Below are 23,241 nucleotides of genomic sequence, written 5' to 3'. Positions count from 1 at the left end.
CCGGCCGCTGCCGGTGCTACTGCCGGGAGGGGGATTACTTGAAGCTGGCCCCCGTCAGGCCGCGGGTTGCCGCCACGAGCTTCATCGGGTCCGTTGATCCTGCCGGCGGAACGTACACGGCCACCGACTCGGCGAAGCTCAGGACCATGCCGGTGGTGGTTTCCTTGCCGCCGGCCAGCGCTGCAGCATCGTCACCGATGGTCAGCTTGTCGCCTGCGGCCTTGGGGGTCCCCTCGAAGCCGAAGTTGATCCGGCCCAGGACCAGCGCGCCGCCGTCAGCCGTACGGAAAACAACAGTGCTTTCGGGAACCACCTTGTGGGTGAAGGAGAAGTTGCCGTTCTCGCCGGCCTTCACCACTTCGGCCTGGTAGGAGAGGGTGTCCGCGATGTACGGCGAGGACTCGCCTTCCACCAGCTTGTCCTTGAAGGCGGAATCTTCGGAGGTGAGGCGGTCGGCCAGGCCGGACAGGGCTTCTTCCCCGCTGTAGAGCAGGCCGGTCTTGTCTGCTGGGGCCAGCGTTTCGGTGCCGTCCCGGCTGATGGTGGGGAAAGTGGTCCCGGGCTGGAGGGGGTTGGTTTCCACGAGCTTGTAGTTCTCGCGCGGCGAGGCCTGGACCAGGGTCAGCAGCTGCGGCACTACGTTGCCTTCACCCTGGGTAACGGCCATGACGGACCGCGGCCACTCGCGGTCGCTGGTCACAACAGTGGTGAGGAGTTTGGTGGAACGCACCGGCATACGCGGCTCGTAGGAGCCCACCTGTGAACGGATCTTGTAGTTCTGGGTGCGGACTTCCAGCTCGGTCCCGCCCACCCGGTCGGCCAGCTTGGCAGCATCCTTTGCGGCGTCCCCTGCATCAACGGCGCTGGAGACCTGTTCCAGGATCCGCCGGAACTGGGCATCCAGCAGGACGGGCGAACCTGCCTCCTGCGCAGCGGGCGACGCCGATGCGGACGGCTCCGGGGCAGGCGCAGGCGAGGTGGCATTTGCGGCCACACCCGTGCCGGCCACCACGGCAGCGGCAACCACGCCGGCGGCAGCCATGGTCACCCGGGAGGACGACTTTGCCTCGCTGCGGGCGCGGGCACGCCGGGCAAAACCGCTGCCCTCGCCGTCGCCTTCACCGTTGCGCCTGCGGGCAGAGAGCAAAGCCAGGACGATTCCGCCGATCACCAGCAGGGAACCAAGGACCATCAGTGGAACAGCCCAGGGGGTGGAGGTGTCGTTCGGGAACGTCATGGAGATGGAGGCAGGCGCTGGCTGGGTTCCGTCCGAGGCCAGCAGCAGCGTCCAGTCACCGTCAGCCGGCGGGGTCCAGGAGTACTCGAGCTCGCCGCTGGCGTTCTCGGTGGAAACCCAGAGGTCCGAGCCGGCAGGGTTCGGTGCGGTGGCCTCGCCGTCGGCGTGCTCAACCTGCAGCGACTTTTCGTCCTCGGAGACGCCGGAGATGGTGTTGTGGGCGGCCTGGCCAACCCACGCCTCCACATCGTCGGGCCTGCCGGCGGCCAGCATAAAGTTGCCGTCACCCTCGATGTCGATCTTGACTGTCCCGCCATGAAGGGTCCGCAGGTCCTGGTTGATCACGGTGATCGGCGCCCCGGCAACATCGGCCGGTGCGGAAGCCGTAAAGGTCTCGGAGGGGGCCCAGATGGTCCTCTGGCCGATGCCGGCCAAAAGTGTCAGGAGGCCGAGCAGCACGAGTGCGACTGCAGTCTTTAAACGCAAGGGAACACCTATCATCAGCGGGGGTTTAGTTTCAATAGTATCCGTTTTGTTATCGGGAGCCCGGATCGGTGCATCCCGCAGGAGCGCCAGCAGGCCGCTGAACAGGCCCTTCAGCTGTTGTTGACAAGGCTGCTGATAGTGTTTGCGATGATCATCACACCGGCCCGCGGACGCGGCGCCATGTACGGAACAGGCCCCCAAAACCAGTGACTGACAAGACGGACGAATCCTCCGCGGCACCAGAGAATCCGGGGGGTACGCAGCCGCCGGCAGCCGCCGCCAACGGTCCTGGAAAAGGCCCTGGAAAAGGTCCTGGAACTGCCCGCCGGAAGAGGCCGGCCGCGGCCGCACTCGGGATGCTGGCACAGCGGCTGCGCCAGCCCCTGCCGGGCGCCCAGCCACGGCTCCGGTTCGAGATGCCGCCGGAGTACACGCGCCAGGACGGGGACGCCGGCGAGGACGGCGAGGTGCAGCCGCAGTTTGGCAGTCCCGGCCCCCGGATTTCGCCGCAGCATCCCCTGTACCTGGGCTTCATGGGAACCGTGGGCGTTGGACTTGCGCTGCTGGTCTACTGGATCGGTTCCAACACCACGCAACTGCTCCTGTGGATCGTTGCGGCGCTTTTCATCGCCCTGGGCCTGGAACCTGTCGTCAGCTGGCTGGAAGGCCGGAAGATCCCCCGCCCCGCCGGAATCCTGCTGTCCGTCACGGTGCTTATCAGCGCCGTCGTCGGCTTTTTCGCCACCCTTATTCCAACCATCGTGGAACAGGTCACGCAGATCGTCGAGCAGGCGCCGGTGTGGATCCGGGACTTCATCGACTCCGAGTTCTTCCGCAGCCTGGACGACCAGTTCGGTGTCCGTGACCGGGTCACGGAAGAGCTGGACAAGTTCGTCAACGACCCCGCCGCCATGGGGGGAATCTTTGGCGGCGTTGTCGGTTTCGGGTCCACCGTGGCCAACGGCCTCTTCGGCACCCTGATCGTCCTGGTGCTGAGCCTGTACTTCCTTGCCGCCCTGCCCGCGATGAAGAAGTGGGGCTACCGGCTTGCGCCGCGGTCCCGCCGGCACCGGGTGGAGGCCCTGTCCGAGGAAATCACCCGCTCGGTGGGCAACTACGTGATCGGACAGGCGGTGGTGGCCCTCCTGAACGCCACCTTTGCCTTCATCGTGATGTCAATCGTGGGAATTCCCTTCGCGCTGCTGCTGGCCTTCGTGGTGGCGCTGCTCGCGTTCATTCCGCTGGTGGGCGGCATGATTGCCGGGATCGTGGTGCTGCTGGTCTCGCTCACCGAGGGCTGGCAGACCGCCGCCATCTACGGAATCTGCTACTTCTCCTACCTGCAGTTCGAGGCCTACTTCATCTCCCCGCGCATCATGCAGAAGGCCGTTGCGGTCCCCGGCGCCGTGGCTGTTATCTCCGTCATCGCCGGCGGCAGCCTGCTGGGCGTGCTCGGCGCCCTCATCGCCATTCCCACGGCGGCTGCCGTCCTGTTGCTGGTCAGGGAGATCTACATCGTCCGCCAGGACCAGCACTAGCCAGGCTCCTTAGGCGGAGGCCGTAGCCACAGGCCCGTCCCACTCCTGCGGCAGCCCCGCGGCGCCAGATCCTGCCCCGCTGACTTCGTCCACGATTTCATTGAGGACCCTGGCCGCATACTTCTCCCCCACCCACAGGTGCTTGGCACCGTCCACGCCCACCACGCGGGCCTGCGGCACCAGGCTGAAGCGTTCGGCCGCCTCTGCAGGCTTGAGGAAGTCGTCGTGCTCGGGAACCAGTACCGTGAGCGGCTTGCCTGAGGAGGCCCACTGGAGCAGGTCCTTGTCAGTGGCCCGGTGCAGCGGAGGTGAAAGCAGGACCGCTCCCTCCACCTGGGACGCCACCGGTTCCACGGCTCCGTACATCAGGGCAAGTTCCGTGCCGAAGGACCATCCCACCAGCCAGCGGTTGGGCAGGCCCCGTTCGACGGCGAAGCGGACCGCCGCCTCCATGTCGTGGCGTTCCCCGACGCCTTCCTCGAAGGCCCCGCTGCTTGTTCCGTGCGGGGATGCGGTTCCGCGGGTGTTGAACCGCAGCACTGCGATGCCGGCGAGCGCCGGCAGCCGGTACGACGCCTTGCGGTAGACATGCGAGTCCATGAAGCCGCCGTGCGTTGGAAGAGGATGCAGCGTGATCAGCGTGGCATTCACGGGCCCGGTTTCCGGCAGCGCCAGCTCGGCCACCAGGGTGTGGCCGTCTTCCGTTTCCAGCTGCACCAGTTCACGTTTCGCGGGCAGCACGGTGGAGGCACGGATAGGAGTGGGGCCAGGGCCCTGGCGGAATTCGTACGACGCCGGATCAAAACTCATGCCTGCCAGCTTAGCGCCAGCGGGCGCATCTTTGCCCACACGTCAGCGGTAGCGGTAACTGCGCGACATCCAGCAGTTGGTGTGCCAGTGCCGGCGCTCAGCCAGTCCGGCGGCAGCGCCGAACAGGTGGTCGTCCTTCCAGACCACCAGGTGGGCCACACCGGGCTGCACGGCGGTGGAACACTCGGGGCAGATATACGTCTTCTCCGCGTTCCTGGCCGTCATGGTGCGGACCATCCACTCGCCGTCGGGGGCGCTCTCCCGCCGGGCAATCCCGGCACGCGCGCGTTCGAGGTCAAGCTCGGGAACCTCCCGGCTGCCCTTCCTTCCAGCCCCCGCCTTTCCGGACACGGAACCCTTCCCGGACACGGGACGGCGGGGTCGGTTGGAGCGCGGCATGCATCCATTCTGCCCCAGCCGCCGCGCGGTTTCCTGCGGGCCGCCCTCGCTGGGTGGGACACCGCCTGCCACCTGCGTGCGCGGCAGACGGTAGTCTGTACGGCGTGCGACTTGTCATAGCCCGATGCTCCGTTGATTATGTTGGCCGGCTTAAAGCCCACCTCCCGCTTGCCACCAGGCTCCTGCTGGTGAAGGCCGACGGCTCCGTCCTGGTCCATTCGGACGGCGGTTCCTACAAGCCGCTCAACTGGATGAGCCCCCCGGCCACCCTCCGGGTTGCCTCGCCGGAGGATGTGGACCTTGAACTGGGGGTGATGGAGCAGTGGACCGTCCAGTCGGCCAAGACTGACGACCGGCTGATCATCAACATCCATGAAAAACTCGATGAGTCATCCCACGATCTCGGCGTGGACCCCGGGCTGATCAAGGATGGCGTGGAGGCAGACCTGCAGCGGCTGCTGGCAGAACAGATTGAAACACTGGGGACGGGCTACTCCCTCATCCGCCGTGAATACTTCACCGCCATCGGGCCGGTGGATATCCTGGCGCGTGATGCCGAGGGCGCCACGGTGGCCATTGAGCTGAAACGGCGCGGCGACATCGACGGCGTCGAGCAACTGACGCGCTACCTTGAGCTGCTTAACCGCGACCCGCTGCTGGCCCCGGTCCGCGGAATTTTCGCAGCCCAGCAAATCAAGCCGCAGGCCAAGGTCCTTGCTTATGACCGGGGCATCGATTGCGTCACCTTGGATTACGACGCCATGCGGGGCGTTGACGACAGCGAATCCCGCCTTTTCTGACTGTGGCCCCTGACAGTTCAGGGACGGTTGAACCTGCGCCTGACGTGCGCATTCACCTCCTCTTTGCCCAAAATTTATCCGTTTGGAAGCCAAAACCGTTGACCTGCGGGAACGGGCATGAAATTCTTATCTCAGTCTTTGTGTAGGTGTTTTTTCATGCTCGCAAGACAAGTTGCGAGCGCGAAGCTCCTGCACCGCCGGTTCCCTTTCCGGGACCAGCTAACCAGGATTCTTCTCGCGGAGTGACCAAGGCCGGCACGAGGTGTGCCGATCTTAAAAAGTTCCACAATGAGGAGAAATAAATGGCACAGGGAACCGTCAAGTGGTTCAACGCTGAAAAGGGCTTCGGCTTCATTACCCCGGATAATTCGGATGGGGACGTCTTCGTCCACTACTCCGAAATCCAGACCGGCGGCTTCAAGACCCTCGATGAGAACCAGCGCGTTCAGTTCGAAATCGGCCAGGGCGCAAAGGGTCCGCAGGCTACCGGCGTAACGCTGGTCTAGTCTTCGCCCGCCGCCGCACCTGCGGCCGGCAGCGAAAATGGCCCCGGCATTCATGCCGGGGCCATTTTTTATGCCGCTTTACAGTCGCACAAATTCAAAACACAGCGCGTTGGGATTCCGGCCGCCCCCATAAACGGCGGGAAATTCGTCAAAAACTGCGCCGATATTCACTTCACCAAACTGCGCACCAGGCGGGCGCCCTGCGCAAGCGAAAGTCCGGGAAGGTAGGCACGGGTCAGCGCGCGGCCAATGGCCGGCAGGTGCAGCGAGTCCTGGTAGTAAAGGTACAGCGCGCGGTACTCGGGCTTGAACCTGGATTTGAACGCCGCCAGGGACCGGAAGCCGTAGACAGGTTCGAGCGCATGCCCCACCAGGTCCAGGATCTTTACCAGGTTCTCCGGCCCCGGCTGCCCCTCCTCCCCGCCACCCGGGTTCCCGGCAGCACCGTTCCCAAGGGAACCTTCCTGACCTACGGGAACCTTCGCCAGCGGAGAACCGGACAGGGAGATGACCTCCACGGAGCCGCGCAGCTCCAGGACCGCAGAGGCGATGAGGAATTCCATTACCCCGGGAAATCCTTCGGCGCCACGGCGCATGACGTCCAGCGTCCGGCTGACCAGCCGCCCGCCGTCGTACACGGGAAGCCAGCTGGTCACGCCGTGGACGGTTCCGTTGCCGTCCACGGCGAGGCAGCACAGCACCTCCTCGTCCTCAAGCTCGTCCACGCCGCCCAACGTGAAGCCCATCTCAGGGACAGACTTTCCTGCCGCCCATTCCTCGGACACCTCGCTCAACCTGGACCGGAGCGCCGCCGGCAGCGAGTGGTACGGCCCCCAGACGGCACGCACGCCCAGCTTGGCGGCCCGGTTCAGCGCTGTCCGGACGTTCTGCCATTCCTTTCCCTTGAACTCGAGCTCGCGGATCGGCAACCGTGTTTCCTGGGCAACGGCTACCCGGGCGAACCCCTGTTCCTGCAGGGCCGGCCACAGTGTGTCATCACACGAGTACAGCGCCGGAATCAGCGCGTGGCTCCGGCAGTAGGCCAGGAATTCCCCGGTGACACGCTGCTGTGCCTCCTTGGGTCCGAAGGCTCCCCCGAGGGTGAGGGCAACACTCCCGTGCTGCTGGAAGGCGACCGCACCCTTCCCGTCGGGGCTAAACCAGTAGGTGTTGGGTTCCCACAGCGCCATCCACGAGAGCGGGCCGCCGCCCTGGCGCAGCAGCGACCGGGCCCTCTCCCTGTCCTCCACGCCGGAATCGGTGCCATGGGCCTTGCCCAACAGCACCCACCACACTGCCGCCAGCGCGATGACCCAGAACACCGGTCCGGAATAGGCAAAAAGAACGGACTCCAGGACGTTGCGGTCCGCAAAAATGCCGCGGTAGTGCTGCGGGATGGGAATGGGGACGTACTGCCTGGCCAGCTCGGCCAGCAGTCCCAGCAACCCGCCGTCGCGCTCCAGCCCTCCTGACCAGAACCAGGCCAGCGCGTAGGAGCCGGCCAGGGCAAGCCATGTTCCTCCCGCCACCACGGCAAGCAGGCGGCGCGCGGACGGCGCTGTCTGCACCCGGAACTGCCGCCGGTTCAGCCACAAGACCAGGGCAAGCAGCAGCGGCACCACCACAAGGGGAAGGACGTGGGCAAACGCGGAACCCATTGGTCCGGCATTGGGAACCTGGCCCCTTGAGGTCAGCAGGGCGAAGAGGGCAAGGTAGACGGCGGCCATGGACGTTACTGCCAGCTGGATGCCGATGGCGATGTTCAGGGCAAGGCGCCGGCCGCGGCGCATGCCGTCCGCACAGATCAGCAGCAGGGCCACCGGAACCACCGCCAGGGCCAGCCCGACCGGGCCGGCAAAACCTGCCCGGCCCGCTTCCAGGCAGGAAGCCTCCACCGTGGCGCCGCAGTTGAACGCCAGCTGGCCCAGCGTTGGGAGCGGATTCAGGACCACGTCGCGCAGAAGGGCCAGCGGACCCGTGGGCGCCCTGGCGACGCCCGTCAGGATCGGCCCCACGGCAAACACGGCGACGGTAAGGGCCAGGAGGTTCCTTGTTTCCCGCCCCGTTGAACGGTGCCGGTGCAGCTGGCCGTGGTCCCCTTGGATCCACCACCCCGCCAGAAGCCCCAGCACGGCGCCCAGGAATCCGATAACAGTTTCAGCGTGCCCCACGTACAGGACCAGCAGGAGCGAGATGGACAGCACTGCGGTCCGCAGCCGGCGCTGCCACAGGACCGGCAGCCGCGCGCTTGCCGCCAGGCCTGCGGTCAGCAGCGGGGCATACGGGCCAACCAGGACATCATCGGCCATCCGGTCCAGCCAGCCGTCCCCGACGTATCCGGCAACCTGGGTCACCAACAGGAACAGCGTGACGGCGGCAAACTGGCCGCCCAGCAACAGCGCAACGGCCGCACGGGTTCCCAGCCTGCGCTCGGCGGGACCCAGCAGCACAACGATCATCAGGGCAGCCACCAAGTAAGCAGCCGGATTTGTGGCGAAGAACAGGCTGGTGAAGAGGGACCACCAGTTACCGTCCCGGAGCCCGGGACCGCTGACTCCCGCAAGCCCCATCAGCTGTTCGGGTGGCCCCGCCGCGAAGCTCCCGGTCACTGCCGCCGTCACCAGGAAGAGTCCGAGCATGCCCAGTGTGAAGGGCGCGGACTTCAGCGCGGCCCCTGCATCCCGGAGGGCGGGCAGCGCCACCGTGGACCAGGCAAGGCGGGCAGTCCGCACCTGTTTTTCCGCGGTCACCCGCTCAGTCCCCACCGCTCGGCCAGGAAATCGAGTGCGTCCGCAATACGCTTCGAGGATGTATCCCAGGAGTGGCCGGTGTGTTCCACCTCGTAGGAGCGCACCGTAAACCCGGCCTCCTCCGCCGCAGCGGCCAGGGTGCGGAGGTATCCGATGAATTCGGGGTCGTCTTGCCCGGCGGTCAGGTACAGTCCGCTTCCTTCGAACCGCCGCTGCTCCATGATGGCCAGCGGCGTCTGGCGGATGAAGGCCTCAGGGTCTCCGGGGAAGGACGCCTCGATGGTCTTGTGGCGCTCCTTGGCAATCGCCGGCTCCGCCTCGCCGGAGAAGGACAAGACCGAGGGGAATAGGTCCGGATGCCTGGTGCCCAGCTGCAGCGCGCAGGTACCGCCGAAAGAGAACCCGCCGGCGGCCCATTTGCGGTGGTCTGTATCGACGGCGAGCGTGGACTTTATCCACTGCCGAACGTCCTGCGCGAGGTAGGTGTCCGCGCGTGCGATCCGGCTGTCCATGCACATGGTGTTGGCGGACTGTGATCCGTTGGGGTCTGGCACCACCACCACGGGCGCGACTCCCCCATGCGCGGCGGCATAGGAATCCAGGTGGGACTGGAGCTGGCCTCCGGTCAGCCAGTCTGCCGGACCGCCCGGCTGCCCCGCCACCAGCACCAGCACCGGGAGGGCGGGACGGTTCTGCGCAAAGTAGGCGGGAGGGAGGTAGATGTAGGCTTCCCGGGTATCCATTCCGGAAACGTCCCCCGGGATAACGTGCCGTCGCAGGGCTCCCACGGCAGGCATCTCCCCCTGCGGTGCCCATCCCTGAAGCTGGACGCCGTCGGACTCCCCGGGCTGGCGCATCAGCTCCTGCTCCAAAACGGGGATCCGGGCCAGAGCCGTACCAAAGAGATCGCTGACGGTGCGGTTGAGCCCATAGTAGGTGTTGATCTGCACGCCACAGAGAACCGCCACCAGAAGTGCCGCTGCAAGGCCGGAGGCGCGGCTTCGCCACCCGCCGCGCGGCAGCCGCAGGACCAGGAGGATGAGCGCAGCTGCACCCACCGCCACCCAGAGCAGCACAGCGTTCGGGATGTTCGCGGGGAAGACCGAGAAGACGTTAATGAGGGCCCAGTGCACGGCGCCGACCAATACCAGCGCCGCAGCCGCGGCAGCCAGGATCCGGTATAGCCACGGGCGGGGGCGGATGCCGGCAGGGGGCACCAGGAGGTATAGGGCCCCGGCGAGGCCCAGGACGAGGGAAACCCAGTAGGCCGGCCCGTCCACGAGCCGGACATCGAAGAGCCAGTCCACGCCGGCTAGCGCCAGGTGCCGACGCCGATGACCGGACCGGCCTCCAGCCAGGACGAGAGGCCGGTGTAGGCGTCGAATTTCATGGCGAGGCGGAGGTCCTTGCCTTCATAGCGCAGTTCCACAATCACGACGTCGGGCTGGACCTTCACGGCCTCGGCCTCCGTCGGTTTGCGGCGGCCCAGAAGTTCAAGGCTGTGGCGCTTGAACTTGTGTTTGGGCCGGACGCTTAAAGAGATCAGGCGGAACCACTCAAGGTCGTTGTCCTGATAACGACAAACCCCCATCTGCCAGCTGTTTCCAGCCATGCAAATGGAGGCGTCCACCGTGCCGAGGGCACGCCGCAGGTTGAAGCGGCGCACCCCCGAAAGGCACAGTGCAAAGATCAGCAATCCGAAAGCGATTGCCATGGCGATGAACGGAAGACTCGAAGCGTCCATCAAGGTGATGCTAGCGGATCCCAGCGGTAGCCGAGCCGCGCAGCTGGGCGTTGTCAGCAACGATGACCACGCGGTTGTTGTCCACGGAGAAGAACCCGCCGTCGACGTCTACCGCGATACGGTCTCCCGATACCGGCTGGATCGCCAGTTCACCCTCGGCCAGGATCGCCAGCAGGGGCGAGTGGCCGGGCAGGATTCCGATTTCACCATCGCTGGTGCGGGCCTTGACCATCTTGGCCGCTCCGGACCACACGAAGTGGTCCGCTGCGACAATCTCAACCTCAAGCTCAGCCATATTACTTGGTCTGTTCCTGGATCTTGGCCCACTGGCGCTCGACGTCGTCGAGACCGCCGACGTTGAAGAACGCCTGCTCAGCGATGTGGTCAAGGTCGCCGTCGCAGATCGCTGTGAAGCCTTCCACAGTGTCCTTGATGGAAACCGTGGAGCCCTCAACGCCGGTGAACTGCTTGGCGGTGTAGGTGTTCTGGGACAGGAACTGCTGGATGCGGCGTGCACGCGACACCACGATCTTGTCCTCTTCGGAGAGTTCATCCACACCGAGGATGGCGATGATGTCCTGGAGTTCCTTGTTCTTCTGCAGGATCTGCTTCACGCGGACAGCCGTGTTGTAGTGGTCCTTGCCGATGTACTGGGGATCCAGGATGCGGGAGGTCGACGTCAGCGGGTCAACGGCCGGGTACAGACCACGGGAGGCGATTTCACGGGAAAGTTCCGTGGTCGCGTCGAGGTGTGCGAAGGTCGTCGCCGGAGCCGGGTCGGTGTAGTCATCTGCGGGAACGTAGATGGCCTGCATCGAGGTGATGGAGTGGCCCTTGGTGGACGTGATGCGCTCCTGCAGGAGGCCCATCTCGTCTGCCAGGTTGGGCTGGTAGCCCACAGCGGACGGCATACGGCCGAGGAGGGTGGAAACCTCGGAACCTGCCTGGGTGAAGCGGAAGATGTTGTCGATGAACAACAGCACGTCCTGGTTCTGCACATCGCGGAAGTACTCCGCCATGGTCAGTGCGGACAGTGCCACGCGCAGGCGCGTTCCCGGCGGCTCATCCATCTGGCCGAACACAAGGGCGGTGTCCTTGAGGACGCCTGCCTCTTCCATTTCAACCCAGAGGTCGTTACCTTCACGGGTACGCTCGCCAACACCGGCGAATACCGAGGTACCACCGAAGTTGCGTGCCACACGGGTGATCATTTCCTGGATCAGAACCGTCTTGCCCACGCCGGCGCCGCCGAACAGGCCGATCTTTCCACCCTTGATGTAGGGGGTGAGGAGGTCGATGACCTTGATGCCGGTTTCCAGCATCTCGGTGGAGCCTTCCAGCGAGGCGAAGCTGGGTGCCTTGCGGTGGATCGGCCAGCGTTCGCTGATGTCCAGTTCCGACTCTGCAACGTCCAGGGGCTGGCCCAGCACGTTGAAGATGTGGCCCTTGACGCCGTCGCCAACGGGTACGGAGATGGGGGCACCGGTGTCCACTACGTTGGTTCCGCGGACCAGTCCGTCGGTAGCCTGCAGGGAGATGGCGCGAATGAGGTTGTCGCCCAGGTGCAGGGCGGTCTCGAACGTGATGGTCTTGGTTACACCGTTGAGAGTAATCTCGGTGGTGAGGGCATTGTAGATGGACGGGATTGCGTCGGCCGGGAATTCGACGTCGACAACCGGGCCGATTACGCGCGCAATGCGGCCGGTGGCACCGGACGTTGCGGCTACGTGTTCGGTAGCAGTGGCAGTCATCTCTCTCACTTCACTCAGTAGATGGCGTGGGTTTAAGTTTATCTGTGGTGGTGCAGGTCCAGCGGAATCCGGTCTGGTGCAGGCTAGGACGCGAGGGCGTCGGCGCCGGCAACAATCTCGGAAAGCTCCTGCGTAATTTCAGCCTGGCGGGCCGTGTTGCGCAGACGCGTGTACTTCTTAATGAGGTCCGTGGCGTTGTCGCCGGCGGACTTCATGGCCCGCTGGCGTGCAGCAAGCTCAGAAGCTGCTGCCTGCAGCATTGCCGCGAAGATGCGTGACTCGATGTAGCGCGGCAGCAGGGCGTCGAGAACGCGCTCCGTTTCCGGCTCAAACTCGTACAGCGGCAACAGGTCCGATTCAGAAGCGGCCTGCTCTTCCACTACTTCCAGGGGAAGCAGGCGGATGACCGTGGGCTCCTGGGTGACCATGGACTTGAAGCGGGTGTAAACCACGTGGATTTCGTCCACGCCGCCCTCTTCGTAGTCGGTCGCAAACTCGGCCAGCAGTGCCTCGCCAATTTCGCGCGCGGTGCTGAACTCAGGCGAATCCGTCCCTCCGGTCCAAACCCGTGCATACTCACGGTTCCGGAAATCGAAGTAGGCCTGGGCCTTACGTCCAACGACGTAAGTCTTGACTTCCTTGCCTTCTTCGTGGAGCAGCTCGATGAGACCTTCCGCCTGCTTGAGCACGCTGGCCGAGTACGAACCTGCCAGTCCACGGTCCGCGGTAATTACCAGGACGGCGGCACGGCGGATCTGCTCCGGCTCAGTGGTCAGCGGGTGGTCGATTTCGCTTTGGCTTGCGACAGCAGAAACGGCGCGCGTGATCGCGTTCGCGTAAGGCAGTGAAGCTGCTACGCGCGCACGGGCCTTGCCGATGCGCGAGGTAGCGATCAGTTCCATCGCCTTGAAGATCTTGCGCATCGACGTGGTCGAGCTGATCTTCTGGCGGTAGACCCGGATCTGGGCTCCCATACTTATCCTTTCCTAGCGTTCCGTAGGCCGGGTGTGCCGGGTCCTGCGGACCCGGCACACCCGGCCAGTGGAACTAGCGCTTCTGCTTGACGATCTTTTCCTGGTCAACCTGGCCCTCGTCGATGGCGGCATATTCCTCATGCCCCGCACCCACCAGGTGGTTGTCACCCTCGCCGAAGAAGCCCTTCTTGAAGTCGACGATGGCCGACTTCAGAGCTGCCGCGGTGTCATCGTCCAGCACGTTGGTCTGCGCCAGCGTGGTGAGGATCGAGGACTTGTGCGTCAGGTGCTCCAGGAACTCGGACTCGAAGCGGCTGATGTCCTCAACCGGAACGTCGTCCAGGTAGCCGTTGGTGCCGGCCCAGATGGACACAACCTGGTTCTCCACCGGGAACGGCGAGTACTGGCCCTGCTTGAGCAGCTCCATGAGGCGTGCACCACGGGTCAGCTGCTGGCGTGACGCGGCGTCCAGGTCCGAGGCGAACATGGCGAATGCCTGCATGTCGCGGTACTGGGCAAGGTCCAGCTTCAACGTGCCGGAGACCTTCTTCATGGACTTCACCTGTGCGGCGCCGCCCACGCGGGACACGGACACACCCACGTCAACAGCGGGACGCTGATTGGCGTTGAAGAGGTCCGACTGCAGGAAGATCTGGCCGTCGGTGATGGAGATGACGTTGGTCGGGATGTAGGCGGAAACGTCGTTCGCCTTCGTCTCGATCAGCGGCAGGCCCGTCATGGAACCGGCACCCAGTTCGTCGGAGAGCTTCGCACAACGCTCAAGCAGGCGGGAGTGCAGGTAGAAGACGTCGCCCGGGTAGGCTTCGCGGCCCGGCGGACGGCGGAGCAGCAGCGACACTGCACGGTAGGCCTCAGCCTGCTTGGAGAGGTCATCGAACACGATGAGGACATGCTTGCCGCCGTACATCCAGTGCTGGCCGATGGCCGAACCGGCGTACGGTGCAAGGTACTTGAAGCCGGCGGGGTCGGAAGCCGGAGACGCCACGATGGTGGTGTACTCCAGTGCGCCGTTGTCCTCAAGGGTCTGGCGGATGGCGGCGATGGTGGACGCCTTCTGGCCGATAGCCACGTAGATGCAGCGCACCTGCTTGGTCACATCGCCCGAAGCCCAGTTGGCCTTCTGGTTGATGATGGTATCGATCGCAATTGCCGACTTACCGGTCTGGCGGTCGCCAATGATGAGCTGGCGCTGGCCGCGGCCGATCGGGATCATGGCGTCGATAGCCTTGAGTCCGGTCTGCATCGGCTCGTGCACCGATTTGCGCTGGGTCACGCCGGGAGCCTGGAGCTCCAGTGCGCGGGTGGTTTCGGCCTTGATCTCGCCGAGGTCGTCGATGGGCATGCCCAGCGGGTCGACTACGCGGCCAAGGAAGGCGTCGCCCACGGGAACGGACAGAACCTGTCCGGTGCGGTGGACTTCCTGGCCTTCTTCGATGCCGGTGAAGTCGCCGAGGATGATGACGCCGATTTCGCGGACGTCGAGGTTCTGGGCCAGGCCCAGCGTGCCGTCCTCAAAGCGAAGCAGCTCATTCGCCATGACCGAGGGAAGGCCCTCAACACGGGCGATGCCGTCACCAGCGGTAGATACGCGGCCGACCTCTACGCGTTCTGCGTTTCCGGGTTCGTAGGACGCCGCGAACTCGTTCAGCGCATTACGGACGTCGTCGGCGTTGATGGTCAATTCGGCCATCTGCAGTCCCTGCTCTCCTGTTTTGTGATCACCGTTGCCGATGACCGGGGTTTCTATCAGTTTGTTTGTGCTTGTCCGGCTAGCCGGCCAGCTGGCGTTGCAGCTCGCCCAGCCTGGTGAGTACCGAAGCGTCGAGCACTTCGTCACCGACCTGGACGCGGATGCCGCCAATGAGTGCCGGATCAACGTTGACGTTGATCTTCAGTTCCCGCCCGTACATGGCGTTCAAGCCCGCCTGGAGGCGTGCAAGCTGCGTCTGCGTCAGGGGACGGGTCACATTGACCGTTGCAATCCAGCGCTGCTGGCGCTTGGCCGCAAGCTCCGCGAAACGTTCCACCAGCCGGGTGGGCTTGATGCCGCGGGGCTCGGTGACGGCCTGCCGGATGAGGACTTTTGCTTCCTCACTGGCGGCGGGCACCAGCTTTTCGGCAAATGCCGACTTGGCAGCAGCGCTGGCCTGTGTTTCGGACAGAGCACGTTGTACCTCGTGGCTGGAGGCAACAGCCTGGTTGAAGGAGAACAGATCGTTCTCCAGTTCTTCCAGGCCAGTGATTCCGGAGGCAGAAACGGCCGACTTGTTTTCGGCAACGGAAATGACCACCGTTGCGGCAAGAGTCTCGAGTGCATCGCCGATGTCACGTGCGGTTGCCCAGCGCAAGCTGGCCAGTCCGCCCGCGATCTCTGCAGCATCAGCGGAGACTTTTCCGCCAACCAGCTGCCTGACCAGCGCCGACTTTTCGTCACCGTTGCGGGACGGGTCAGTCAGGGCGCGGCGCAAGCCAGCCGAGCTGTCCACCATTCCCAGAATTCCGAAGAGTTCCTTTGCCAGCTGCAGCGACGCCGTCGGAAGCTTGGCTTCCAACGCTGTCAGCGCTGTTGCCAGCGATTCGCTCGATACGCCTGCCATTACTTAGCTGCACCTGCGTTCTGGGTCTCCAGATCAGCCAGGAAACGGTCTACGACCCGAGCTGCGCGCTCGTCATCGTTGAGCGATTCGCCGACGATCCGGCCAGCCAGGGTGGTGGCCAGGGTGCCGACCTCTGAGCGCAGGGACACAACGGCCGCCTGGCGCTCGGATTCGATCTGTGCGTGCGCCTGGGCCGTGATGCGGGCAGACTCTGCAGCTGCCTTCTCCTTGAGATCCGCAAGGATCTGGGCACCTTCGGCGCGGGCTTCCTCACGGATGCGGTTGGCTTCGGTGCGGGCGTCGGTCAGCTGCTGCTTGTACTCTTCGAGTGCAGCAGAAGCCTCAGCCTGGGCCTTTTCAGCCTTTGCAATGCCGCCTTCAATGGCCTCAGCACGCTCGGCGAAGGTCTTTTCGAACATCGGGACAACGAACTTGACCACGATGAACATGAGGATGGCAAAGCCCACGAGGACAACGCCCATTTCCCAGACATTGGGAACCAGGGGGTTGACTTCGCCCTCAGTGGCGGCTGAGATGATCAGCTGATTCATATTTCACCCGTCCTTTTCTACTCGGTTCTGTAAGTTCGCTTCGCTCTAAGGACTAGAGAACGAAGGCGAAGACCAGGCCGAGGATGGCGAGGGCTTCGGTGAGCGCAAGGCCGAGGAATGCGATCGGCTGCAGGACGCGCTGTGCTTCCGGCTGGCGTGCAACGCCGTTGATGTAGGCAGCGAATACGAGGCCAACACCGATACCACCGCCGATTGCGGACAGACCGTAACCTACGAGGTTGAGATTGCCTTCCATTTTTCTTCCTTTCAAGATGCCACCCATGTGGCAGGTTGTTTGGGTTGCTCTATCCCCGCGAGGGGAAGTCTTTGTGTGCCTTCCGGCACGGTGCCGTGCGGCGGGTGCCTAGTGGCTGTCGGCGTGAAGCGCGCCTTCGATGTAGATCGCGGTCAGCAGGGTAAAGACGTAGGCCTGCAGGACCATGATCAGTGCTTCAAGCATGTACATGGCGATCGCGCCGCCGAGGACCAGGAGCGAGGATCCTTTGAGCAGGATGTTCTCCTGCATGACGAGGAATTCGATGCCGTAGCCGGCGATCATCACGATGAGGTGGCCTGCCAGCATGGTGGCGAACAGACGGAGGCTGTGGGTGACCGGCCGGACCAGGAAGTTGGAGATGATCTCGATCGGGATCACGATCGGAAGGATGTACCAGGGAACACCTGAGGGCACAGTGGCCAGTTTGAAGTAACGGAGGCCGTTCTTCTTGACGCCGATGGCGATCCAGGTGAAGTAGACGATGCCCGCCAGCACGTAGGCACCGCCCACGTGGGAGAAGGTGGGGAGCTGGAAGAACGGGATGGCGCCGTAGATGTTGTTCACCAGGATGAAGAAGAAGAGGCTGAACAACAGCGGGACGTACTTGATGAAGTCCTTGCCGCCGATGATGTCCTTGGCGATTCCGTTGCGGACGAAGCCGTAGGCGGCCTCGCCGGCGAACTGGAGTTTGCCGGGTACCAGCTGCTGCTTGCGTGCGGCGAGCACGAAGAAGACGGCGATAAAGACGACAGAGAGGAGGACCAGCAGCATCTGCTTGGAGAATCCTTCTGCGGCACCCCACGGCAGGATTGCCGGCAAATGCATTTCGTTAATACCAGGAGGAGTGAACTCTCCTGAATCTTGGGCCGGGAGCGCAAGCGCGATCAACGCGTTTCCTCTCTGCAGTGTCCATCATTGGGCGTTGGGCGGGGACCGGCAGCCTGATGGCCTGCTGTTCCCCCTGTGAAATTATTTGGCATTAGTGTCGCCGTCCTGGGACGGCCCGCTGGCAGCATGGCGCTCCCCAGCGTTGTTTCGAGAACTGGTAAGGCCATGCATGTGGGAAAGGTAAAAACCTCCGACGGCTCCAAGCAGAGCGCCTGCGAGCACAATCCAGCGCGTTCCCCACACGTAATCCAGTCCCCACCCTATCAAACTCCAGACGATGATTCCGCCAATGATGTAGCTGAATACGGCCATGCCGGCGTTGTATCCGCCGCTGGTTCCGTCGCCTGATACACCGGGAGCGGAACCGCTCGATCCGCCGTTGCCGTTGCGGCCGTCATGGGGCTTCTTCGGGTCAGGCATCGGGGTTTTCCTTGGTTTGTGGATCGTTGTAAATCTGGAGGCGCGCTTTGCTGAAACCGTAGACCTCAGCAGCCTGCCACAGCACAACGGCGGTGACAGCACCGGCAACAAACCAGCGCCCGTCCAGCCACTGCGGCGCTCCGACGACGAACAGGACGACGGCGAAGCCGACCACCTTGACGAAGTAGGTTGCCACGAACATTCCGATGGCTCCGGAGGGGTTGGTGCGGCCCACGAAGTGCCCCACGAGGAGGCTGATCCCGAAGAACAGCATCACCAGCAGGCCACCGGACGTACTGGACAGCGCCCCGTCCATGCCATCCAGCAGCAAGGCCAGGACAGCGCAAAGAAGTAATCCGAACGCCGAAGCGATCGAGCTCAGCTTGAGGAGGTGCAGCCAGAGTGACGGCGTGGGGCCGGATGCGCCAACGTTTCCGTTGCCGGACAGCGGTCCGGACTCGGCGTTGGAGGTCATTAGATCCCAATCGTCGGCACCTGCGGCAGATCATCAACAGGCTGTGTGGAGGGGCAGCTTTGGCTGCCCCTAAATTCTACATGAGATAGAAATATTTCTGCACGGACGTTACGCCCGGCTCTCTTCGCCCCGGCGTGCCAGGTAGGGCCAGGCAGTGACGAGGCCCATGACCAGGGTGGCGAAGAGGTCAACCGACAGCACGATCTGCCAGGGGAAGATGGCGAAGGCCAGTCCCCCGAAGGAGAGGATCCCGGTCCAGAGGTACATCAGGATGACTGCCGTGCGGTGCGAGTAGCCGATGTCCAGGAGCTTGTGGTGCAGGTGGCCGCGGTCGGCGGACCAGGGTGAGCGGCCGCGGGCAGTCCGTCGCACCACGGCCAGGCCAAGGTCCAGCAGCGGAAGGAAGAGCACCGCGAACGGAAGCAGGATGGGAATCACCGTGGAGATGCCGTTGACCCTGTCGTAGAGTCCCGAGGTGATCTGTCCCGTGGACACCACACCGGCGGAGGCCATCAGCAGCCCGATCAGCATGGCGCCGGAATCGCCCATGAAGATCTTGGACGGAAACCAGTTGTGCGGCAGGAAGCCCAGGCAGCTGCCCACCAGGACGGCGGTTATGAGGGTGGCGAGGTCTGAATAGTCCAGCAGGACCGCATTGCGGTGCACCCAGTAGGCGGTGAAGAAGAACGCAGTGCCGCCGATGATGGCGACACCCGCGGCAAGGCCGTCCAGCCCGTCGATGAAGTTGAACGCATTCATCGTGGTGACAATCAGCCCGGCGGTCAACAGGACCCGGACTGTTTCATTCTCGAGGTAGACCGGTTCGGGAACCCAGGGGACGATGCTCATCTGGACTCCCCAGGTGGCTACGGTCAGGCCTGCAATGCTCTGGCCGATCAGCTTTACCCACCACCGGATGTCCAGCAGGTCGTCGGCGACGCCCACCAGGACAATGACTGCAGCGCCTGCGAGGACACCCCAGGGCGAGAAGTTGTTCCGGTAGATGTCCTTCACGAAAAACGATTGGCTGGCAACGATCAGGGCCACCATAACGCCGAGGAAGATCGCCACGCCGCCCAGGCGGGACACGGGAATGGAGTGCATGTCGCGGCTGCGGATGGGCATGTGGAGCTCGAGCCGGTGACCGACGACCCGTGCCCCCCACGTTGCCGCGTAGGACACAACGGCAGCCGTCAGTCCCATCAGCAGGTACATGATCATGGGGCGGGTTCCGTTTCCGGGGGGACGCTGGAGGCAGGCAACGGCACTGGCAGCTGGTCCTTGGCTATTGGGCTCACTGGCCGGGAATCTGTTCTTCGATAAATGAAACTTCTCCGTCGCCGAGCGCGCGGCAGGCAGCGCGTATTTCCTCATACGCAGTGCCGTACAGGGCTGTATTACAGTGGACTCTAGTCAAAGATACTAGCGCCAACAGCTTCATGGCTTCGCGCCACACTGGCGCATTGCGAGCGGGGAAATCCCTGTCAGCCATGCTGAAAGGACCCCCATGACCCCCCGCATAGCAGTTGCTGCCGTGACCTTCGACAGGCCGAAGGAACTTGCTGTCCTGCTGGATTCCATCAACGCCCAGACTGCTGCGGTGGACACAATCTGCCTTGTTGACAGCGGCAAGACCCCGGCGCGCGAAGCAGCCGGATTGCATTCGAACGTCGACTACGTCCGTTCGGAGGCCAACCTTGGCGGTGCGGGCGGCTTCGCCCTGGCAGCGCTCAAGGCAGTGGCCAGCGGCGCCAGGTGGATCTGGATGATGGACGACGACGCCGAGCCGGCAGATCCTGAATGCCTCGCCACGCTGCTGCGTGAGGCTGAGGCACGGGACCTTGAGGCGGTGGTTCCGCTTGTGACCGCGCCCGGCCAGCCGGACCGGCTTTCCTTCTTCTTCCGCCTCGACGGCAAGGTGACGCACAGCCGCGCCGAGGTGGAGAAGCTTGGCTTCCTCCCCAACGACGGCCACTTCTTCAACGGGGCGCTGATCCGCTCCGATGTCTTCTTCAAAGTGGGCCTGCCGGACATGCGGCTGTTTATCCGTGGCGACGAAGTCGACTTCACCATCCGGCTGCGCAAGGCGGGCATCAGGTTTGGCACCGTGACCACCACAGCCATCACCCACCCGCATGCTTTTTCCGAAACCCAGCATGTGTTTGGCGCAGGCTGGCACGTCATCGTTCCGGAGTCCGCGTTCAAGCGCTACTACTATTACCGGAACCGCGGCTACCTGATCCGCCGCTACTTCCGTGTCCGCTCTTTTGTTGCGGACGTGGGCGGTTATGTGGGCTACTTCGCGCAGCGGCGGGACCTGCGGGGGTTCGTCGGCTGGGCCAGGTCCTTCACCACCGGCCTGCGCGGGAAGGGCTTTGCCCCGCTGGAGGACCAGAAGTTCCAGTGACGCACCTCCGGTCAAACGGCTTTTACCTGCCGGACCTGGGGATCTGCCGCTTCAAGTGCCGGTTTCCCAGGAGCCACAGCAGGACCCAGGGCTCTCCGAGCACGCGGTAGGCAACACGTCGGGGATGCAGCAGCAGCCGCCAGGCCCATTCCAGCCCCATCCGGCCCAGCCAGCGCGGTGCAAGTTTCTGGAAGCCGGCCAGCTGTTCGATTGCTCCCCCCACGGCGCAATAGATGGCAGGCGGCATGTCGCCCAGGCGCCGTTGCAGGACTTCCTCCTGCAGGGGCATGCCCAGGCCCAGCAGGACAAGCTGCGGCTGCTGCGCGTGCAGCCACGCAACAGCCTGGTCTTCCAGGTCCCCGTTCCAGCCCTCACCGGGCAGTCCCGCCACCCGGGCCCCGGGGACAATCGACTCCAGTTGCTTAACGGCCGCAGCATTTGCCTCGGCGCCGGCGCCGATCACTGCAATCCGCTCCAGACCGTGAACCTGGCCCAGCGCCGGAAGCCAGTCTGTGGTGCCCAGCCGGTAGTCCATGACCGGCCCTTCGGCTTTGCCGGTCCTCCCCCACAGCCAGAGCACGGGTGCACCGTCCAGCAAAACGACGTCGCTGCGCTGGTAGAGGTTCCGGAAGCCTTCATCCGAGAGCGTCAGCGTCACGCTGTGCAGGTTGTGCCCCAGCACCGTGCGCGTGGAGCCTTCCGCGACGAAGCGGCTGAGTTCCGCCATCAGCTCGGGAACCCGGAGCGGTGTCGCATCAACCTCCAGGACCGGAATCCGCTGGCGGTCCAGAGCCATCACGGTTCAGGGTTCCGAACCGGCGCCGGGGCAGCAGCAGACGAAGGTTTGGCCGCTGCTGGGTCAACCGCGGAGGAACCGGATGCCGCCGGCTGAACCGGTTCAGCTGCGGACTCGTCAGCAGCGTCAGCCGGGACTCCTGCAATCCCGTCCGAGACAGACTCAGCAGCAGGAGATTCAACAGCAGGAGGCACAACGGCCGGAGACTCGTTGGCGGGTGCAGGTTCTTCCGTTGCTTCCACCGGTTCCTCTTCAGCCATGGGGATCTCTCCGAGGCCCAGGACCCCGGGTACGTGTTCACGAAGCTGGTCCAGGGTCACCGCACCGTTGCGGACCACGCGCAGGCGCGGACCCGTGGCATCGACAATCGTGGACGGTACCGCTGCTTCTCCTTCGACCGGCCGGAAGCCGCCTTCAAGGTAGACCTCCACGGAGTCAGCCAGCTGTTCGCGCGCGGCTGCAGCCGTCTGTCCGGGGGCATGGCCGGTGCGGTTGGCCGAGGAAACAGCCAGGGGGCCGGTCAAAGTCAGGAGCTCCTGGGCGATCTCATCGTCCGGCATGCGGAGTGCCACCGTGCCTTTGGTCTCGCCAAGGTCCCAGTCCAGGGAAGGCTGCGCGTGCAGGATGAGGGTTAGGCCACCGGGCCAGAAAGCCTCCGCCAGTTTGCGGGCGTCGGCCGACACTTCCGTGGCGAGGCCGTCCAGGGCATTGATCCGCGGGATCAGCACGGGCGGCGGCATGGTGCGGCTGCGTCCCTTGGACACCAGGAGCATTGTCACGGCCTGGGGCGAGAAGGCGTCGGCGGCAATCCCGTAGACCGTGTCCGTGGGGAAGACCACGCACTTCTTTTCGCTGATGGCACGCTGGGCGTGCTCGAGTCCCTTGGCGCGCTCGTCGTCACTGGTGCAGTTGTAGGTAGTGGTCACTCGCCTATTCTTTCATTCGCTGTGGTCCGGATCCGCGAGCAGGGCGCTGGTGGCGCGCTCCTTGCCGTTGAGGTCCAGGTGCGTCCTGATTCCGGTCCAGTTTCCTGAACCCGCCAAATGGTCGGAAATCCATCCCGCCTGGACTTCTGCATGCTCCATCACAAAGTAGCCGCCCGGGCGCAGGAGGCGGGCGGCGGAGGCAGCGGCCGCCGTCGGAAGTTCCATGCCGTCCGCTCCCCCGCCGTACAGCGCCTCAGGCGGATCATGGAGGGCCACTTCCGGCTCGTTGGGGACGGCTTCGGCGGGGATGTACGGCGGGTTGGACACCACGACGTCGAAAGTCCCGTTCAGCTCGGGCAGCGCGTTCCGCAGGTCCCCCAGGACAAGCCGGACACCCAGCGGGCCCAGGTTTTTTGCTGCCCAGGCATGGGCGAAGGGACTGAACTCGACGGCGTGCACCTCCGCGCCCGGCACTTCGTGGGCGATGGAGCCTGCGATGGCGCCGGAGCCCGTCCCGAGGTCGACGATCCTTGGGTGGGCCATCCCCCGGACGTGGTCGATGACCAGCTGCACCACCGATTCGGTCTCGGGGCGGGGCACGAAAACGCCGGGGCCAACGGCCAGTTCGAGGTAGCGGAAATACGCGACCCCCGTGATGTGCTGCAGCGGTACGCGGCTGGCGCGCTCCGCCACCAGCGCCGCATAGCCTTCCGGCGCCGGTGCATCCCCCAGCATCATGGCACGCAGCCGGCCGAGCCCCACATTCAGCAGGTGGTCCGCCAGCAGCTCCGCGTCCACCCGCGGACTGGGGACGCCGGCGTCACGGAGTATGTCCGTTGCCGCGCTGACGGCGTCCGCGAGCGACTGGCCTGGCTCGAGTGTCATGTC

General features: G+C 64.4%; 24 protein-coding genes. 4 read left to right on the top strand and 20 right to left on the bottom strand.

Features of this window, described 5'->3' with window-relative positions; genetic code table 11:
* Positions 1–34: 34 nt before the first annotated feature.
* A complete protein-coding gene (locus WHH00_RS06835; protein ID WP_406637575.1) occupies positions 35–1,738 on the bottom strand; it encodes a hypothetical protein in 1,704 nt (567 codons plus the stop codon).
* 341 nt (positions 1,739–2,079) lie between these two features.
* On the opposite strand from WHH00_RS06835, the gene WHH00_RS06830 reads away from it, so the two are divergent.
* Positions 2,080–3,261, top strand: a complete 1,182-nt coding sequence (locus tag WHH00_RS06830) for an AI-2E family transporter (protein ID WP_406637573.1) — start codon at positions 2,080–2,082, stop codon at positions 3,259–3,261.
* 9 nt (positions 3,262–3,270) lie between these two features.
* Here the strand turns inward: WHH00_RS06830 and WHH00_RS06825 are convergent, their stop codons facing one another.
* The gene (locus tag WHH00_RS06825; RefSeq protein ID WP_406637571.1) at positions 3,271–4,071 is read right to left on the bottom strand and encodes an alpha/beta hydrolase; all 801 of its coding nucleotides are present in this window, start codon (positions 4,069–4,071) and stop codon (positions 3,271–3,273) included.
* A 42-nt stretch (positions 4,072–4,113) separates the two neighbouring features.
* Positions 4,114–4,470 carry an ATP/GTP-binding protein gene (locus WHH00_RS06820; protein ID WP_231455038.1) on the bottom strand — a complete coding sequence of 119 codons (357 nt, stop codon included), beginning with the start codon at positions 4,468–4,470 and terminating at the stop codon, positions 4,114–4,116.
* A 104-nt stretch (positions 4,471–4,574) separates the two neighbouring features.
* Between WHH00_RS06820 and nucS the strand changes: the two genes are divergently transcribed.
* Together nucS and WHH00_RS06810 are read left to right on the top strand one after the other, a co-directional pair.
* Positions 4,575–5,270, top strand: a complete 696-nt coding sequence (nucS, locus tag WHH00_RS06815) for an endonuclease NucS (protein ID WP_406637569.1) — start codon at positions 4,575–4,577, stop codon at positions 5,268–5,270.
* Between the two features lie 302 nt (positions 5,271–5,572).
* Positions 5,573–5,776 carry a cold-shock protein gene (locus WHH00_RS06810; RefSeq protein WP_406637567.1) on the top strand — a complete coding sequence of 68 codons (204 nt, stop codon included), beginning with the start codon at positions 5,573–5,575 and terminating at the stop codon, positions 5,774–5,776.
* A gap of 167 nt (positions 5,777–5,943) precedes the next feature.
* On the opposite strand, the gene WHH00_RS06805 is transcribed toward WHH00_RS06810, so the two are convergent.
* From WHH00_RS06805 to WHH00_RS06740, 14 genes are all read right to left on the bottom strand, one after another.
* Entirely contained in the window at positions 5,944–8,526 is a 2,583-nt protein-coding gene (locus WHH00_RS06805) for a bifunctional lysylphosphatidylglycerol flippase/synthetase MprF (protein ID WP_406637565.1), read from the bottom strand.
* A complete protein-coding gene (locus WHH00_RS06800; protein WP_406637563.1) occupies positions 8,523–9,833 on the bottom strand; it encodes an alpha/beta hydrolase in 1,311 nt (436 codons plus the stop codon). The genes WHH00_RS06805 and WHH00_RS06800 overlap by 4 nt, the downstream gene beginning before the upstream one ends.
* Positions 9,834–9,838: 5 nt before the next feature.
* Complete coding sequence (locus tag WHH00_RS06795) at positions 9,839–10,270, bottom strand: DUF2550 domain-containing protein (protein ID WP_188727892.1); 432 nt, start codon at positions 10,268–10,270, stop codon at positions 9,839–9,841.
* 10 nt (positions 10,271–10,280) lie between these two features.
* Positions 10,281–10,565 (bottom strand): F0F1 ATP synthase subunit epsilon, encoded by a 285-nt coding sequence (locus WHH00_RS06790; protein ID WP_406637560.1) that lies wholly within the window; start codon positions 10,563–10,565, stop codon positions 10,281–10,283.
* A 1-nt stretch (position 10,566) separates the two neighbouring features.
* Positions 10,567–12,021, bottom strand: coding sequence for a F0F1 ATP synthase subunit beta (atpD, locus tag WHH00_RS06785; protein ID WP_066277082.1), 1,455 nt, complete (start codon positions 12,019–12,021; stop codon positions 10,567–10,569).
* An 83-nt stretch (positions 12,022–12,104) separates the two neighbouring features.
* Entirely contained in the window at positions 12,105–12,995 is an 891-nt protein-coding gene (locus tag WHH00_RS06780) for a F0F1 ATP synthase subunit gamma (protein ID WP_231455043.1), read from the bottom strand.
* 73 nt (positions 12,996–13,068) lie between these two features.
* On the bottom strand, positions 13,069–14,706 hold the full coding sequence (gene atpA / locus WHH00_RS06775) for a F0F1 ATP synthase subunit alpha (RefSeq protein ID WP_066277086.1): 1,638 nt from the start codon (positions 14,704–14,706) through the stop codon (positions 13,069–13,071).
* Between the two features lie 79 nt (positions 14,707–14,785).
* Positions 14,786–15,613: a F0F1 ATP synthase subunit delta gene (locus WHH00_RS06770; RefSeq protein ID WP_406637557.1), complete on the bottom strand. Its 828-nt coding sequence runs from the start codon at positions 15,611–15,613 to the stop codon at positions 14,786–14,788.
* Positions 15,613–16,164: a F0F1 ATP synthase subunit B gene (locus tag WHH00_RS06765; protein WP_188811879.1), complete on the bottom strand. Its 552-nt coding sequence runs from the start codon at positions 16,162–16,164 to the stop codon at positions 15,613–15,615. The genes WHH00_RS06770 and WHH00_RS06765 overlap by 1 nt, the downstream gene beginning before the upstream one ends.
* Positions 16,165–16,216: 52 nt before the next feature.
* Positions 16,217–16,420, bottom strand: coding sequence for an ATP synthase F0 subunit C (gene atpE, locus WHH00_RS06760; RefSeq protein WP_009356484.1), 204 nt, complete (start codon positions 16,418–16,420; stop codon positions 16,217–16,219).
* Positions 16,421–16,528: 108 nt separating this feature from the next.
* The gene (atpB, locus tag WHH00_RS06755; RefSeq protein ID WP_066277093.1) at positions 16,529–17,329 is read right to left on the bottom strand and encodes a F0F1 ATP synthase subunit A; all 801 of its coding nucleotides are present in this window, start codon (positions 17,327–17,329) and stop codon (positions 16,529–16,531) included.
* A gap of 81 nt (positions 17,330–17,410) precedes the next feature.
* A complete protein-coding gene (locus tag WHH00_RS06750) occupies positions 17,411–17,749 on the bottom strand; it encodes a hypothetical protein (protein ID WP_406637554.1) in 339 nt (112 codons plus the stop codon).
* A complete protein-coding gene (locus tag WHH00_RS06745; protein ID WP_406637552.1) occupies positions 17,742–18,224 on the bottom strand; it encodes a hypothetical protein in 483 nt (160 codons plus the stop codon). Before WHH00_RS06745 ends, WHH00_RS06750 begins: the two co-directional genes overlap by 8 nt.
* A 108-nt stretch (positions 18,225–18,332) precedes the next feature.
* Positions 18,333–19,445 carry an MraY family glycosyltransferase gene (locus WHH00_RS06740; RefSeq protein WP_406637550.1) on the bottom strand — a complete coding sequence of 371 codons (1,113 nt, stop codon included), beginning with the start codon at positions 19,443–19,445 and terminating at the stop codon, positions 18,333–18,335.
* Positions 19,446–19,731: 286 nt separating this feature from the next.
* On the opposite strand from WHH00_RS06740, the gene WHH00_RS06735 reads away from it, so the two are divergent.
* The gene (locus WHH00_RS06735) at positions 19,732–20,631 is read left to right on the top strand and encodes a glycosyltransferase (protein ID WP_406637548.1); all 900 of its coding nucleotides are present in this window, start codon (positions 19,732–19,734) and stop codon (positions 20,629–20,631) included.
* 22 nt (positions 20,632–20,653) lie between these two features.
* Here the strand turns inward: WHH00_RS06735 and WHH00_RS06730 are convergent, their stop codons facing one another.
* The 3 genes from WHH00_RS06730 to prmC are packed head-to-tail and all read right to left on the bottom strand — an operon-like array spanning position 20,654 to position 23,238.
* Positions 20,654–21,427: a WecB/TagA/CpsF family glycosyltransferase gene (locus WHH00_RS06730; RefSeq protein ID WP_406637545.1), complete on the bottom strand. Its 774-nt coding sequence runs from the start codon at positions 21,425–21,427 to the stop codon at positions 20,654–20,656.
* Positions 21,427–22,353, bottom strand: coding sequence for an L-threonylcarbamoyladenylate synthase (locus tag WHH00_RS06725; protein WP_406637543.1), 927 nt, complete (start codon positions 22,351–22,353; stop codon positions 21,427–21,429). Before WHH00_RS06725 ends, WHH00_RS06730 begins: the two co-directional genes overlap by 1 nt.
* A gap of 12 nt (positions 22,354–22,365) precedes the next feature.
* A complete protein-coding gene (gene prmC / locus WHH00_RS06720; RefSeq protein ID WP_400514204.1) occupies positions 22,366–23,238 on the bottom strand; it encodes a peptide chain release factor N(5)-glutamine methyltransferase in 873 nt (290 codons plus the stop codon).
* Between the last annotated feature and the right edge of the window lie 3 nt (positions 23,239–23,241).

This window comes from Pseudarthrobacter quantipunctorum, from assembly GCF_045291495.1.
In the GTDB taxonomy this organism is placed as follows: domain Bacteria; phylum Actinomycetota; class Actinomycetes; order Actinomycetales; family Micrococcaceae; genus Arthrobacter; species Arthrobacter quantipunctorum.
Note: the sequence above shows the minus strand (reverse complement) of the source record. Positions and strands in the feature narration are given on the sequence as shown.

Excerpts from the sequence above, each read along its gene's own strand:
- atpA (WP_066277086.1), bottom strand. The coding sequence starts at position 14,706 with ATGGCCGAATTGACCATCAACGCCGACGACGTCCGTAATGCGCTGAAC.
- WHH00_RS06745 (WP_406637552.1), bottom strand. The coding sequence starts at position 18,224 with ATGACCTCCAACGCCGAGTCCGGACCGCTGTCCGGCAACGGAAACGTT.
- WHH00_RS06765 (WP_188811879.1), bottom strand. The coding sequence starts at position 16,164 with ATGAATCAGCTGATCATCTCAGCCGCCACTGAGGGCGAAGTCAACCCC.
- atpD (WP_066277082.1), bottom strand. The coding sequence starts at position 12,021 with ATGACTGCCACTGCTACCGAACACGTAGCCGCAACGTCCGGTGCCACC.
- WHH00_RS06820 (WP_231455038.1), bottom strand. The coding sequence starts at position 4,470 with ATGCCGCGCTCCAACCGACCCCGCCGTCCCGTGTCCGGGAAGGGTTCC.
- WHH00_RS06740 (WP_406637550.1), bottom strand. The coding sequence starts at position 19,445 with ATGATCATGTACCTGCTGATGGGACTGACGGCTGCCGTTGTGTCCTAC.
- WHH00_RS06810 (WP_406637567.1), top strand. The coding sequence starts at position 5,573 with ATGGCACAGGGAACCGTCAAGTGGTTCAACGCTGAAAAGGGCTTCGGC.
- WHH00_RS06830 (WP_406637573.1), top strand. The coding sequence starts at position 2,080 with ATGCTGGCACAGCGGCTGCGCCAGCCCCTGCCGGGCGCCCAGCCACGG.
- prmC (WP_400514204.1), bottom strand. The coding sequence starts at position 23,238 with ATGACACTCGAGCCAGGCCAGTCGCTCGCGGACGCCGTCAGCGCGGCA.
- WHH00_RS06835 (WP_406637575.1), bottom strand. The coding sequence starts at position 1,738 with ATGATAGGTGTTCCCTTGCGTTTAAAGACTGCAGTCGCACTCGTGCTG.
- WHH00_RS06795 (WP_188727892.1), bottom strand. The coding sequence starts at position 10,270 with ATGGACGCTTCGAGTCTTCCGTTCATCGCCATGGCAATCGCTTTCGGA.
- atpE (WP_009356484.1), bottom strand. The coding sequence starts at position 16,420 with ATGGAAGGCAATCTCAACCTCGTAGGTTACGGTCTGTCCGCAATCGGC.
- WHH00_RS06825 (WP_406637571.1), bottom strand. The coding sequence starts at position 4,071 with ATGAGTTTTGATCCGGCGTCGTACGAATTCCGCCAGGGCCCTGGCCCC.
- WHH00_RS06770 (WP_406637557.1), bottom strand. The coding sequence starts at position 15,613 with ATGGCAGGCGTATCGAGCGAATCGCTGGCAACAGCGCTGACAGCGTTG.
- WHH00_RS06790 (WP_406637560.1), bottom strand. The coding sequence starts at position 10,565 with ATGGCTGAGCTTGAGGTTGAGATTGTCGCAGCGGACCACTTCGTGTGG.
- WHH00_RS06750 (WP_406637554.1), bottom strand. The coding sequence starts at position 17,749 with ATGCCTGACCCGAAGAAGCCCCATGACGGCCGCAACGGCAACGGCGGA.
- WHH00_RS06730 (WP_406637545.1), bottom strand. The coding sequence starts at position 21,427 with ATGGCTCTGGACCGCCAGCGGATTCCGGTCCTGGAGGTTGATGCGACA.
- WHH00_RS06735 (WP_406637548.1), top strand. The coding sequence starts at position 19,732 with ATGACCCCCCGCATAGCAGTTGCTGCCGTGACCTTCGACAGGCCGAAG.
- WHH00_RS06780 (WP_231455043.1), bottom strand. The coding sequence starts at position 12,995 with ATGGGAGCCCAGATCCGGGTCTACCGCCAGAAGATCAGCTCGACCACG.